The organism is Paenibacillus sp. 2TAB26, from assembly GCF_052115145.1.
Lineage (GTDB): Bacteria > Bacillota > Bacilli > Paenibacillales > Paenibacillaceae > Pristimantibacillus.
This window is the reverse complement of record NZ_JBFRGC010000004.1, coordinates 108,117-122,194: the sequence shown is the minus strand read 5'-3', so window position 1 is coordinate 122,194 and position 14,078 is coordinate 108,117. Positions and strand designations below refer to the sequence as shown.

9 protein-coding genes are annotated in these 14,078 nt (G+C 45.3%); 2 read left to right on the top strand and 7 right to left on the bottom strand.

What is annotated here, in order from left to right; translation table 11 throughout:
- Nucleotides 1–93: 93 nt before the first annotated feature.
- The 4 genes from AB4Z50_RS05060 to AB4Z50_RS05045 form a co-directional block, all read right to left on the bottom strand.
- Nucleotides 94–2,157 (bottom strand): alpha-galactosidase, encoded by a 2,064-nt coding sequence (locus AB4Z50_RS05060; protein ID WP_441876452.1) that lies wholly within the window; start codon nucleotides 2,155–2,157, stop codon nucleotides 94–96.
- Nucleotides 2,158–2,227: 70 nt separating this feature from the next.
- Nucleotides 2,228–3,844, bottom strand: coding sequence for an ABC transporter substrate-binding protein (locus tag AB4Z50_RS05055; RefSeq protein ID WP_441876449.1), 1,617 nt, complete (start codon nucleotides 3,842–3,844; stop codon nucleotides 2,228–2,230).
- A gap of 94 nt (nucleotides 3,845–3,938) precedes the next feature.
- Nucleotides 3,939–4,826 carry a carbohydrate ABC transporter permease gene (locus tag AB4Z50_RS05050; RefSeq protein WP_076267442.1) on the bottom strand — a complete coding sequence of 296 codons (888 nt, stop codon included), beginning with the start codon at nucleotides 4,824–4,826 and terminating at the stop codon, nucleotides 3,939–3,941.
- Between the two features lie 26 nt (nucleotides 4,827–4,852).
- The gene (locus tag AB4Z50_RS05045; protein ID WP_256710846.1) at nucleotides 4,853–5,842 is read right to left on the bottom strand and encodes an ABC transporter permease; all 990 of its coding nucleotides are present in this window, start codon (nucleotides 5,840–5,842) and stop codon (nucleotides 4,853–4,855) included.
- A gap of 196 nt (nucleotides 5,843–6,038) precedes the next feature.
- Between AB4Z50_RS05045 and AB4Z50_RS05040 the strand changes: the two genes are divergently transcribed.
- Entirely contained in the window at nucleotides 6,039–7,613 is a 1,575-nt protein-coding gene (locus AB4Z50_RS05040) for a response regulator transcription factor (RefSeq protein ID WP_441876444.1), read from the top strand.
- Between the two features lie 16 nt (nucleotides 7,614–7,629).
- Entirely contained in the window at nucleotides 7,630–9,387 is a 1,758-nt protein-coding gene (locus AB4Z50_RS05035) for a sensor histidine kinase (RefSeq protein ID WP_441876441.1), read from the top strand.
- Between the two features lie 95 nt (nucleotides 9,388–9,482).
- Here AB4Z50_RS05035 and AB4Z50_RS05030 read toward each other — a convergent pair whose 3' ends face one another.
- The 3 genes from AB4Z50_RS05030 to AB4Z50_RS05020 form a co-directional block, all read right to left on the bottom strand.
- On the bottom strand, nucleotides 9,483–12,512 hold the full coding sequence (locus tag AB4Z50_RS05030) for a carbohydrate-binding protein (protein ID WP_441876438.1): 3,030 nt from the start codon (nucleotides 12,510–12,512) through the stop codon (nucleotides 9,483–9,485).
- Nucleotides 12,513–12,713: 201 nt separating this feature from the next.
- On the bottom strand, nucleotides 12,714–13,640 hold the full coding sequence (locus AB4Z50_RS05025) for an SPFH domain-containing protein (RefSeq protein ID WP_441876435.1): 927 nt from the start codon (nucleotides 13,638–13,640) through the stop codon (nucleotides 12,714–12,716).
- Between the two features lie 6 nt (nucleotides 13,641–13,646).
- A complete protein-coding gene (locus AB4Z50_RS05020; protein WP_339204558.1) occupies nucleotides 13,647–14,075 on the bottom strand; it encodes an NfeD family protein in 429 nt (142 codons plus the stop codon).
- Between the last annotated feature and the right edge of the window lie 3 nt (nucleotides 14,076–14,078).

Here is a 14,078-nt window from a genome sequence, read left to right as displayed (position 1 = left end):
TGAAAAAGTAACCGATTTTGTCATATTTTTCTTAGCTTTCGTATTAAATAGCTCATTTCCTGCATTTTACTTGCTATTAATCCATTTTAGTCGCTATTGCGCCTGTACATAGAGCAGCAGCTTAGACTCCGATGGTGCCAGCTCAATGTGGTGTCCGTCGCCCTCTGTCACGGCTTGCCCCTCCTGTCCACTCCACAAATCCCGAACGACTATCCCCTTAGAGGAATCTATGCCCATTCTTGCAAATGATGCGTGCAACAAGCTTTCCTTCTCTACTTCGAAATTAAAAGCAGCGACGTAAGTCCCTTCCTCTGCTCGCAACATGAACAGATTTTCACTTTTGTTCCCACTGCTGCACTCAACGGGACGGAAGGTTACACCTCGTTTAGCTAACGCCATGATTTCTGGATTCGTCATCCATTCCTTGGCCCGCCGCGCTGCCTCCTCCATTCGGTAATCATCGCCGAGCAGAAGCGAGGTACCCGCAATCACCGCACTGTTCAAACGGCTTCTCCCTTCATGCTCGCTAATCGCACGCTGGTTGTCGCTTTTGTAGAGGACAACATGATCGGGATCGTTGAAACGATACAGGCTATCGTTAATCCACCAGCCATACGTTAACGCGTTAAGCATATATTCGGTATCATTGATCGTTCCGAATGCATCGCAGGATACACGGCGGCTGTGTGCATAGCCATGCGGAAATAGCGGAGCAATAGACAGATTAATTAAGAACGGTCTGCCAATTTTCTCAGGATTCAGTGTTTCACGTACACAAGCCATACCTTTGTTGTACGCCTGTATTCCTGTTCTTATATCGGGGTCATAGAAAACGCCTTCCATTGCGCCATGCGTCAGAAAATCCAGCTTAACATAATCAAAGCCCTGATCTACAAAGCTCTCCAGCCTTTTTCTAATTCGCTCCAGCGCGACTGGATGCGATGGATCTATCGCAAATGCGCCATCCAGCTTCGGCAGCGGCTGTCCAGCTGTATCCTTGATCAAAATCTCACGGTAAAGCACTGCTCCATCTGTTCCTTCCACCGGCGTATCCGGATCGTTGCCCCAGAAAGCGAATGGCGTATAATAAGTGCCCGGCTTTTGACCGTTCGCTTTTACCCGTCTTAGCGCATCCTTTAGCTGCTCTTCCGATAAATTGTCCCAGAAGGAGTCGAAGTTGACGTAAAGGCTTCCCTGATCGTCAGCAAAGCTATTTTGCTGCAATTGTTTGGAGAAGAAATCAGATGTATACGTATACACATCATAATCAAGCTTGCCCATGACGGCTGACCAGCTGTTCCAGCCCATCGGTACGCCGCCTTCCCAAGGAAGTGCTGGTGTCAATACGGCATTCGCCTTGCCATACACTTCAAGCCCATCGCGGTAATCCGAGAACGCACCGACAAAAATCGTCGGAGAAACAATGCTTTTACCGCGAATTGTTCCGTGTGCAACTGTATCTCTCGTCTGCATATCAGCGGCTCCGCCATAAACGCGCAGCCTGCCCAGATCCTCAGGGAACGTCCCTTCTACAACTACGCCTGTTTTCCAAGTATCATGTGTGACTGATCCAATAACAAATCCGTTTCTGCTTTGCGCACGATAAATGGCGGTTGTCTCATAGCTGTGTACGCTGCAAGGAATAGCATGTGAGGCAAAACGAACCCATTTGTCATTATCGAATGGAACGAATAAGGCCCTGATTTCCTCGCTGGCACCTGCATCTGCCCCAAATTGTGCAATACTTCCATCATTTAAATATGCGGCTAGCGGCGTGATTTCATTCGTCTCCCATTCGAGCTCGCTTTCCACTTCAAGCTCCATTAACAAATAAGGCAGCTGCTCGTACATACGGAAATGCTGACGCATTAATGGCTTGCCAAGCTCTTCATGCTCAAAGCTCCAGTGCAGCCCTTTGCCAAATCCATCCTCAATGGCTTGGATAGACGATTCATTAACAACATGTTTGCTGTAAAAAGTAGAGCGAAGCTGCTCCAAACCATAACGTGCTTCGGCATAAAGGCCAACCAGCGCCGCACCGCTGCCCCACTTCAGCGATACATGCCCATCCGTCAAATGTACGGTTGCCTGAATGACTCCGTTATCAACAACATATTCCTCCATGCGCTGCTCCAGCTCGAATTGCCCAATCTTCATCGCTCATCCGCTCCTCTTTTATAATGGAAGAAGGCCGGCAGCGCCGGCCTCCATTATGCTTGCATTATGTTTATTTCCAAAGTTCAACACGATTTTTGTAATTGGTTGTATAAATCGCTTCAACCTTTGCATCTCCAGCAGCCTTCATGTCACTAAGCATTTTATCAAAAATGCTGTTTGCTTCTTCAGGAGACTTCGCCATAATCGCTTTCGTCAGCCCCTGCTTCACAATATCATTAACCTTCTGCTCATTCAGTGCTTCAGGCGTTCCTCCCTGCGGTCCAAGACCATCGTAGAGTACGGAGTCATACACCGAGTCAGACAAGTTTTTGAGTGCCATCTTATCGACAGCGCCACGTTCGAAGCGGCCCGCTAAGTCATAAGGTGTGCCGTCGGAACCATTTCCGTTTTTGATAAACCAAGTCCATTTGCGAATGCCAGATTCCTTTGTATAGGCATTCCAATCGTCTTTAAAGCTTTGCAGCACTTCTGGACGCGGCGTATGCTTGCCATCCTTCATATCCCAGTGCTGGCCTTCAATTCCCCACATCAACAAATATTGTCCTTCTTCGCTCGCTAGGAAGTTCATAAATTTCATCGTGCGTTCCGGGTTTTTATTTTTCTTCGTAATCGTAATCGCATCCCAGCCAAGTGAGCTGCGTCCGCCGTATGTCGTTTTTGCAGGATCTACGCCATCTGCTACAACCTTGTAAGGGAACAGCTGTGATTCTTCACCACGATCCTTCTTCAGAATCGTGTTTGCTCCTCCAGCATCCCAATACGCGCCTGTTGAAGCAAATACAGAACCTGTCGCCAATTTTTGTTCCCAAGCTTGCTTTTTGTTAATCGCCCATTCCTTATCGATCAGGCCTGTCCTGTACAAATCATTCATGTACATAATCATTTTGCGGTATTGCGGGTCTTTCACATCAAACTTCAGCTCACCATTCTCATCATAGAAAGGCAGCATGCCGAACATACCTTTGAAAGTGCCTAGTGTACCGCCAAAGTTTTCTCCATCCATCGATAGAGCAATCGTTTCTTTACCGTCCATCGTAGGATATTTCGCTTTAAAATCAAGCAATAGCTGCTTGAATTCAGTTTCCGTGAAAGGCACTCCGCCTTCTGCTTTATCAGGAGCCAGCTCCTTCAAAATATCTTTACGCATATTGAAGCCGAATACGGGCTCATTCTCAAACCCATACCAGTTGGAAAGGTAATAGTTTTTACCATCTTTATAACGCGTTTTGTTAAGTACATCGCCATACATTTTTGCTACATCTGGGCCGTTTTTTTCAATCAAATCATTTAGTGGAATGATAGCACCCGACTCAATGTATTTGTTAACCAAATCACTGCTTCTCTCAAACATGATGAGATCCGGCAGATCATCACTTGCAAGCATCAGATTCAGCTTCTCCGCTGGATTGCCGGTTGGCTGCTGAATTTCTACTGTAATTCCTGTCCGCTTCGTAATTTCTGCCGCTACCGCGTTGCTGAATTTATCTCCCGTATTTTTATCGAAAAAGGTTATGGTCAGTGGTTCGTTAGACTTGTCATTTCCAGCGCTATTCTCGCCAGCACTCGAGTTGCCRTTTTCTTTAGCATTATTGGAGCCGCAAGCTGATAATACGGAAATGACAACGATCATGCTTAAAAATAATACGATCCATTTTTTAGTACGCATAGTATAAATCCCCCTCTTAAGTGATTCTATTATAGTACATTTTCATCCCTATTTAAGCGTGATCGGCATCACCTCCAACAAAGTTCCCGCTTCATTAGCTTTTTACTGCACCAAGGGTCATGCCTTTAACAAAATATTTTTGTAAAAATGGATAAACCATTAATATCGGAAGCGTTGCTACCATAGTTGCCGCCATCCGAATCGTATCCGGAGACACGGCCAGTCTTTTCGAAGCATCAGCGAGCTGCTGCGCATCGCCAACCATGGAGCTGGTTTGATACTGGTTCAAGATTTTTACAAGCACGGCCTGAAGCGTCTTAAGATCAGAGTTATACGTGAACACGTAGGAATCGAACCAAGCGTTCCAGTGGCCAATGGCCGTAAACATGCCGATCGTCGCGAGCACTGGTGTCGTTAGCGGCAATATAATTTTGAAGAAAATTTGCATGTAATTAGCGCCGTCTATTTTGGCTGATTCATCCAGCTCCTGCGGTAGCTGCTGCATGAAGGTTCGAACAATAATCATATAAAAGACGTTCATCATGCCCGGTAAAATAAACACCATAAAGCTGTCAATGAGATGCAAGCTTTTGAGCACCATGTAATATGGAATGAGTCCGCCGCCAAAATACATCGTGAACACAAAATACAGTGACCAGAACCGATTTCCAACGAGCTCGCGTTTACTTAGTGAATAGGAAAGCATACTAATGACAATAACCGCGAGTGGCGTTCCGATTAGCGTCCGCAGCACCGTAACTTTAATGGCCGTCCAAATCTCGCTATCGGATAAAATTTGCTTATAGCTGGCTAGGCTGAAATCTCTTGGCCACAAATACAGATTTCCTCGCAGCGTATCTTCAGCACTATTGAACGAAATGATAAATATGTTCCAGAAAGGATAAAAGGTTACGATAAAAACTGCGATGATGAATAAGTAGACGATCGACATAAACAGAAAATCATTTTTAAATTTTGCCATGAAGTGTTCTCCTTTTCTTGTTTGTCCTAGAACAACGACTGTTCATTCATTTTTTTGGCCATCTTATTGACGCTTAGAACAAGGATAAACGCGACGACCGATTTGAATAATCCAACAGCTGCTCCGTAAGAGAACATTCCGTTTTGCAAACCATATTTGTACGTGTACGTGTCAATAACTTCCGAATATTGGAGCACCGTATTATTTTGCATCAAAAATTGCTGATCAAAACCTGCATTCAATATTCCGCCTACCGCTAAAATGGCAAGAATGATAATGGTCGGTTTAATAGACGGCAGCGTGATGTGCAGCATTTGCTTTAATCGGCTTGCCCCGTCTACCTTCGCCACCTCGTACAGCTCCGGGTTAATAGCTGAGATAGCGGCCAAATACATAATGGCGTTAAAGCCCATGTCCTTCCATGTGTTGGAGAAAGCGATAATCCACCAGAATAGCGGACCATTTTGCATAAACTGAATCGGCTCATCGATAATTCCAAGCCCCGTCAACAAATTGTTGATGACACCGCTTGAAGAAAGTACCGTGATAATAATATTTGCGGCAATGACCCACGAAATAAAATGAGGCATGTAAGATACTGTTTGAAACGTCCGTTTGAACCAGCCATTGCGCATTTCATTAATCATTAAGGCAAGAATAATCGGCATTGGGAAACCGAATAACAGAGATAGAAAGCTTTGTGCCAGCGTATTGCGCATTACTCTGACGAAATCGCCATTCGTAAAGAAGTAGTTAAACCACTCCAGCCCTACAAACTCTGTTGTAAAAAACTGTCCAAAAAACGATCCTCCGCCTGGCGAGTAATTAATGAAAGCCATGTATAAGCCAAACATGGGAACGTAAGAAAATATGAGTGTGACGATTAAAGCCGGAAGCATGAGCACAAATAATAGCCGCTGTTCCTTCAATCTGCCCCATACATTTGAATTTCCAATGCTGCGCTTCTTTTTGGGTGGAACAGATTTACTTGATTCCGCTTTCATTATGGATTCCATTTAATAACCTCCTGCCAATCTTGCGTTGCTTAGTGACTTCATTATAGGTCGGCCGCCCTGCCCATTCTATACAAGCATTTACCGATTTGTAACTCAAAACGACACACTTCCATATGCTCCATTGTTGAAATGCGGTATTGCAGATAAACTAAATAAACATTCAAAAACAGATACATGATAAAAGGTGGGAACAAGCATGTACAGCATTTTGATAGTGGATGATGAAGCCATTGAGCTCGAAACGATGGAGCATTATGTGCCATGGGACAAAATCGGCATTACGGTCGCGGGAACGGCGCGAAATGGCAAGGAAGCGCTTAGCAAGCTCTCTGAGTTAAAGCCTGACATTATTTTGACAGATGTCCGCATGCCCATTATGGACGGGCTGGAATTCGGAAGAAGAGCAAAACAAATCGATAAGAACGTAAAAATCATATTTTTGAGCGGACATAACGAGTTTCAGTATATTAAGGCAGCGCTGAACATTGAGGCGACTGGCTACTTGTTAAAACCGATAGATATGGAGGAGCTGATTGCGTTAATTGAGAAGGTAAAGAAAAAATGCGAGGAGGAACAGTTGTCAGATCAGGGCGGAGAATGGCTGCGTGAAAAATGGATGACCCGTATTATACGCGAGCCGAATGAAGAGAAGCGAAAGGATTGGATTCGGAAATGGGAGCTTAGCTCATCCGATTTCAGTGCAAACAGGGAGTTTGCAGCCTTTTATGCAACGATAGATGCGCCGGCAGACTATCCTATTTCGGCACAGCCAGCAAGCGAAGCCTCTCCCGATAGAGTGGAGCTCATGCGGACTATTGTCCGACAATATCTCGATTCCTTTATTGTTGTTGAAAGCGAGCCGCATGCTTTATTCGTTCTCTTTCAATGGCGCAATGAGCAGAGAGCCGCAAAAGCTGCAATGGATTTCTGGGAGAAGTTCCGAGAGGAGCTCTCCCTCTCCTTCGGCGCACAAATTACGATAGGATTGTCCGCGCCGCATATCGGGTTTGATCTTATTTGGGATGCCTACTTGCAGGCGCGAGCTTGCAATGAGGAGAAGTTTTTCAAGCTCGGCGGAGCCGTTATAACGCCGGATGATTTATTGCCTACCAAACAAACGGATGATGATGGCGAGCAGCTTGCAGCTCGGCTTGCTTCCGCCTTGCAGTCAGGAGACGCCAAGCAGGTAACCATGCAGTTAGAAGCGCTCTTCTCAACGATTCGCGTGGAACGTATCCATCGAAATTTCACTATCCGAGCCATTATTCGGCTAATGGCTGCATTAGAGCAGCATTTCTCCATGCTGCTTGCAGGCTCGCTCAAGGACTTGCTGCTTGTGGACCATTGGAAGGAAATTTCGTCGATGAGCTCATCCTCACAGATTCAAGCTTATGTCATGCACTTCTGCGAAGAAATAAGAAAGACTTTAAGCGAAAGAGATGTTGACCGCAATCAGGCCATAGCCGACCAAATCGTTAAGCTTATTAACGAAAGGTATCATTTGCCGCTTACAGTCGAGGAGATTGCCAAGGAGGTCTACTTATCACCCAACTATATTCGAAGCATTTTTAAAGAAAAAATGGGTGAGACGATTCTTGATTATATAACGAAGGTTCGTATGAACCGGGCAGCTGACTTGTTAAAGGACAAATCCCTTAAGGTGCGTGAGGTCGCTCACAGCGTCGGGTATGAGAACGTCTCTTATTTTTGCTCCATCTTCCATAGGCACAAAGGCAGTACACCTAATGAGTTTCGGAAAATGTATCTATAGGCTGGAGTGAGAGTGCATGAAAAAGGTAACCGGCTGGCTGACGAGGCCTTTTAACAATTTGCGGCTAAGAGAAAAGCTGTTTGTCATGTTTTTACTCGGGGCCATTATTCCTTTAGTGTTTTTTGTTCTATATTCTTATCAGACGATTAAGAGCGAGCTTTCTGACCAAATGTACACGAACTCCGTTGCGTCTGTTGCTCAAATCAATTCAAATCTAGAAAATAAGCTGGATACGTACACAAAGCTATCAGCAAATCTTTATTTAAACAATTCGCTGCGCGCTTACTTAACGAATAACTATACAGAGGAGCCGTCTCTGTTTGTTGATGCCTATCAATACATTAATAACACCTTTTCGAATATGCTGACTACAAATCCAGATATTCATTCCATGTCTATTTATATTAATAACGATTCGCTTCCAGCTGACGGCATTTACATTAAACGAATGGATGATGCGTTCAAACGGTCAACTACGTACCGCTCATTGCTTAACAGCTACGGAAATGTTCGGTTTGTAGCAACGCCCCCTGTTGTTGACCAGCCTTCCATGTTTACGCTGACACGCATGCTTAATATTAGCAATCTAGACAATGCCTATGGGATTTTGACCATCAACATTTTGGAATCGGATATTTTCCGTTTGATGGAGAAAGAAACATCAGAGAAAACGATATTAATCGTTAATGATAGCGGCCTTATTATGTCCGCTAAGGACAAAAACATGTTAAATCGTCCGCTTAATCAATTTGTGAAGGAAAAATTTCCGAGCGCTAGAGAAGGAAGATTCGACAGCAGCTTTAATGGAGAAAAAATGCTTGTCGTATATAATACGACCAAATTCGGTTGGAAAAGCATCTCGCTAGTCCCTTACAGCAGCTTCCTTACCAAGGCGAATAAAACAGCTAAGCGGATTTTAATTTTTGCGTTAATCAGCTTTGGGCTTATGACGCTGTTCATCTACGCCACAGCCAGACAATTTACGAAACGCGTCGATTATTTAGTCGGCATGATCCGGCGCATCGAAAGAGAGGAGTTCGATCTCTTCGACATGAGGCCGCTTGGACGCGATGAAATTGGCCAAATCGGAAATGTGCTGCGGAAGATGGCGCAGCGGCTCAGCAATTTAATTTCCGACGTATACAAGAAAGAAATCGATAAGCGAGAAGCCGAGATGAATGTGCTGCAAGCGCAAATTAATCCGCATTTTTTGTACAATACACTCGCCTCCATATCGTCGCTTGCCATTCGAAATTCTGATCAGCGAATGAACAAAATGGTTACGGATCTAGCAAAGTTTTACCGGATCTCGCTCAACAAAGGGAAAAACAAACTTTCAATCCATGAAGAAATTCAGCTTACCCGCTACTACGTTGCCATCCAGCAGGTAAGATTCGGCGAACTCATTCGCGTGCATTATCAAATCGAAGAATCTGTGCTGCCCTGCCCAATCGTAAAGCTGACGCTGCAGCCATTCGTTGAAAACGCGATGAACCATGCCATTTGGGACGACACGCTCGGAATTAACATTATGTTAAAAGCATATCGCGACGGCCATGATATCATTCTCAAAGTCATCGATGACGGCATGGGCATGCATATGCGCGGCCATAGCGGAGAAGAGCTGCCGGTTAGCAGCGACAACTTGTCTGGTTATGGCATTCGCAACGTCGACAATCGAATTAAACTTTTGTACGGCGAATCATATGGCGTCTCTATTTACAGCAGGCTCGGAATTGGCACGACGGTAACGATAAAAATTCCTGGACGTTAAAATGCTAGACAATAAAAAATCCCTCAAGCACTATTGCTTGAGGGATTTTTCGGTTTCACAGCCATAGCTGCTTAGTCATGATTCTTGCTGCTGGTTTATTTTACGGTAATTTTGTAAAGCTTCGATTGCGCGCCATTCAAGTCAACCTTAAGTTGACCTGCTGCCTGACTGGATGCATTCGTCCATAGGTCCGTAACTTTTACTTTGGAGGACGATGGAATGCCAACACGCGCAAAATCTACTGTTTTCGACACAGGGGCATTCGTATAGTTAAATACAGCAAGGTAGTAATCTTTCCCTTCTTGCATGATGAATGTATCCGCAGCCCCTGTACCTGTGTTGCCCTCTACTGGCTTGAACGCCTGACCTTTAAGTGCAACCTCATTAACTTGCTTGTTAGTGAGCAGCTTCTTCATCAATTCTTGTGCTGCCGGATTGCTGACATCGTCTGAGTTTAGAAATACAGTACCGGAAATAGCCGCTGAATTGACCCGAGACTGCGCAGCATCAAACGAACCGCCCTTCACAAGCGTCATATAATCTGGATCGGTATACGGATAGATCGTTCCGTTCTGCCACCAGCCATAGGTAAGGTTGTTTAGCTGATATTCCGTGCGGCTCAGTGAGCCGTCAATATCGCATGAGATCCGTCTTGCGTGGGCGTATTGACTCGGAAATAAAGGAGCAATAGAGGCGCTGATGAACATTTTTCCGCCAAGCACCTTATTGATATGAGCCATGCCTTGATTGTAAGCCTGAATGCCCGTTTGAACATTAGGGTCATAATGTTTGCCCTCGAAGGAGCCATGGCTTAGGAAATCGATTTTAATATACTCATATCCGTAATCAAGAAACCGTTTGAAATAATATTCAATCCGCTGCTTAGAACCCGGATGAGTCGGATCGATCGCGTAGGCGCCGTCTACTTTCGGCAGCGGGCTACCGCTTTGATCCCGCAAAATAATATCTCCATACGTGTATTTCCCGTCTGTACCCTCTACGACCTGACTCATGTTATCGCCCCAATAAACAAAAGGGCCATAATAAATGCCGGCTTTTTGCCCATTTTTGTTAATAACCTTAACTGCTTGCTTCAGCTGCTCCTCGGACAGATTATCCCAATAGGAGTCCAAATTAATATAAACATTGCCTTTGTTCGAGAAGGAATTTTTCTGCAAATTTTTCTTGAAGAAATCAGACACAGCGACTACTTTATCGTAGCTTAAATCACTTTCATATGCGCCCCAGCTGTTCCAGCCCACAGGCACACCCTTTGGCACACCGTGCTTAAATGCAAGCGGCGGCGCAACTGCAGCGTTCGCTTGACCGAAGCTCTCAAGGCCCTGGCGGTAGTCGGCATAGTAGCCAACGAGAATTTGCGGCGAAGTAATCGTCGTTCCCGTTACCTTTCCATGTGGAATCGTATCATGTGTCGAGGTAGGGGAAGAGAAACCGCCGTATACCTTAAGCTTGTTTAAACGATTATCAGAACCGCTCCAATAGATTCCTGTTTTCCATTTGTCATGTGTGACTGAACCAATAACCAATCCATTTCGGCTAGTATTATCATAAATAGCTGTCAATTCTGAGCTGACATAGTTATTGTTGTTCAGACTAGTATTCATCGTCCGCGCTTGGTATCTAGACCACGCGTCATTATCGAACGGAGCGACCAGCACCCTATTATCCGAGTAGCTTCCAATATCGATTCCACCCTTGGCATTAAGGACAAGAGGAGCCATATCATTTGTGCTGAGCATGTCTTTACCCGTTACTTGTTGACTAATAAGAAAATAAGGCAAACGCTCATAGATTTGATAAATTTGCTTCATCGTCGGCAGGCCGGACTCACGATTCTCAATCGTTACCCGAATGCCTTTGCCATGACCGTCATTTATTTTTTCAACTTTTTTCATGGAGAACAAATGCTCAGCGTAGTTTTTGCTGTCGAGCTGCTTGTCCAATTGGATACTGCTGTACAATCCTTTGGCTATCGTCTTGTTGTTCCATTCGAACGCTGAAAGTCCAGACTCTGTGTTATAAATGATTTTGTAGACGCCGTTTGTTAAAGTGACGCCTGACTTATGCTGCTCCACTTTAATCGAGCCAAATTTGCTGGAATCGATTTGCTTGCCAATATTGCCGATCCCATCCACATCACCCGGATTTTCACCCGGTGCCTGCGAGCTGATGATTTCGATTTTATCAATATCCGGCGACCATCCGCCGTCATCATCAAATAAAATGGTATTGCTGCCCGCTTGCAGCTGTACCTCAATACTGAACACACCAACCGTATCCCAGTTTGCAGTCGCAGGCGGGGAATAGGTCTCTTTCTCGCTATTGTTCACACGAATGGAAAATGACCGAGGATCGCCGGAAATATAGCTCACCTTCAAGGTATAGATCCCCTCTGCTGGAGCAGCAACCTTTTGGAAAAGCAGCGTTGATCCGCCCCAAATGTCGCCTACCTTTTTTCCACCGGAGCATTCCGTTTCCGCTTTGCAGGATTTTACAGCAGAATTGCCGGCTAGCTTATTGTCCGGTCCTTCCGCTTCATACACTTGTCCGCTTCCAGCAGGCGGTTCATTCGGATCTGTGCCCGGAACAGCATTCAGCAATTTCAGCTCGATCTTGTCAATATCCGGCGCGTATCCGCCTTCATCATCGAAACGAATGACGTTCTCGCCTTGACGAAGCTCCAGCTGGATCTCGTAAGTCCCTCGCGTGCTCCAATCTGCCGTTTTCGGCAAATCATAATGATCGGTTCCGCCTCCGTTCACACTGATGGCTAGTGATCTCGGATCGCCCGATATGTAATGCACCGTCATCGTATAGATCCCTTTAGTATCCACATTCACAGCGTTGAACTGCAAAGCAGAACCGCCCCACAGACTGCCTACCAGCTTATTGCCTGAGCAGCCTGCCGCAAGCTCGCAGTCCTTAACTTCTGCTTTACCGCTAAGCTGATTAATGGCTGCCTCAGCCTCATAGGATTGGCTGTTTACAGCAGCAACCGGCGTCTGCGCCTCAGCAACTGTCGTATTCGCACCGACCGCCGTTTGGAATAACACAAGCAATGCAAAAATAATGGACCAACCTTTCTTGAATTTAAATCTACTCAACATTATTTCCTCCTCTTACTCGTTTAATATAAAGCGCTTTCTTTTTAAGTTTAAGGGGGAATCTCATGTTGAACTATCCAAGAATGTTATGATTCGTACTGCAAACCCACTGACTTTAGAAAAATATAATATCGGATTGCAAAAAAAATATCCCAAAAGCAGAATACACTGCTCCTGAGACATTTTTTGTAATCACTATATTTATTTGCTCGCTTTAAGCATTTCCCCAATGGCTCCAATGCTGCCAAGTGTATCGATTGCCCGTGTTGGAATGAAAACCTTATTCGCAGCTCCCTGAGCGATATCGGATAACGCCTCGAGTGAGCGGTACGTCAGCACATTCTCATCTAGTCCCGCAGAGCGTATAAGCTCAATTCGATTTTTCTCAGCTTCTGCAATGGATTGAATAGCCTTCGCTTCGCCAAGCGCTTCCAGCTCCTGCGCATGGCGTTGACCCTCCGCTTGACGGATTCTGGCTTCCTTATCGCCTTCAGCCTTCAATATTTTACTTTGCTTGTCGCCCTCTGCCCRCAAGATCATATCCTGCTTCGCCGCTTCTGCATCAAGCACCATTGCTCGTTTGCTTCGCTCCGCCTTCATTTGCTTATCCATTGCATCTTGAATGTCCGCTGGCGGCTGAATATCAATGACCTCTACACGCTCGATGCGCACGCCCCACTTCTCTGTCGCTTCATCAAGGGCAATTCGAATGTCGGTCGATATTTTCTCGCGGCCTGATAAGGTTTCATCAAGCTCCATTTTACCAATAATTTGCCTCATCGTAGCTGTGCTTATATTTCGCACCCCGTATACATAATCAGATATGCCATATGTAGCCTGTTCTGGGCCGGTCACTTGATAAAAAATAATCGTATCGATTTTGACCTGTACGTTATCCTTCGTAATGACCGTTTGCGGCGGAACGTTCGCCTGTTGAATACGCAAATCATGATACGTTCGTACATGATCAATAATCGGAATTAGAATATTAACCCCCGGCGTAAGCAGCCGATTAAACTTCCCTAGGCGCTCGACAACGCCTATCCTTTGCTGAGGTACGATTTTGATCGATAATGATACAAACACGACAACGATAACCAATAAAATAATAGCAATAATATAACCCATATCTAGTTAGCCTCCCCATTTCTCAACTTGAAGCACTGCACTTCCGCGACTGACAACCCTAACCGTATCACCCTTCAATAACCGTTCATTCGATGCTGCACTCCACGTTTCGTTTCCCACCTTGACGATACCGGGTACATCTGCCGCAATATCCTCAAGCACAATTCCTTGTTTGCCGACGAGCTCGTCCACGGCATCCTTAAAACCTTTTGAGGAATGGAAACGACGAGTAATTGGACCAGTGAAGATAGTTAAGATAAGGACAATAATACACCCAGCCACCAGCTCCACGACAAATGAGCCCGGCCAAAACCAATCAATGACAGCAGCGACTATGGCACCAATCGCAAGCCAAAGCAAATAAAATGTAAGCGTCAGCATTTCCACGACGATCAGTATGCCAGCGAGAATAAGCCATATCACCCACAATTCCATCCT

Bases quoted from the DNA above. Each gene is read 5' to 3' on its own strand.
- AB4Z50_RS05060 (WP_441876452.1), bottom strand. From the start codon at position 2,157: ATGAAGATTGGGCAATTCGAGCTGGAGCAGCGCATGGAGGAATATGTT.
- AB4Z50_RS05050 (WP_076267442.1), bottom strand. From the start codon at position 4,826: ATGGCAAAATTTAAAAATGATTTTCTGTTTATGTCGATCGTCTACTTA.
- AB4Z50_RS05045 (WP_256710846.1), bottom strand. From the start codon at position 5,842: ATGGAATCCATAATGAAAGCGGAATCAAGTAAATCTGTTCCACCCAAA.
- AB4Z50_RS05040 (WP_441876444.1), top strand. From the start codon at position 6,039: ATGTACAGCATTTTGATAGTGGATGATGAAGCCATTGAGCTCGAAACG.
- AB4Z50_RS05035 (WP_441876441.1), top strand. From the start codon at position 7,630: ATGAAAAAGGTAACCGGCTGGCTGACGAGGCCTTTTAACAATTTGCGG.
- AB4Z50_RS05020 (WP_339204558.1), bottom strand. From the start codon at position 14,075: ATGGAATTGTGGGTGATATGGCTTATTCTCGCTGGCATACTGATCGTC.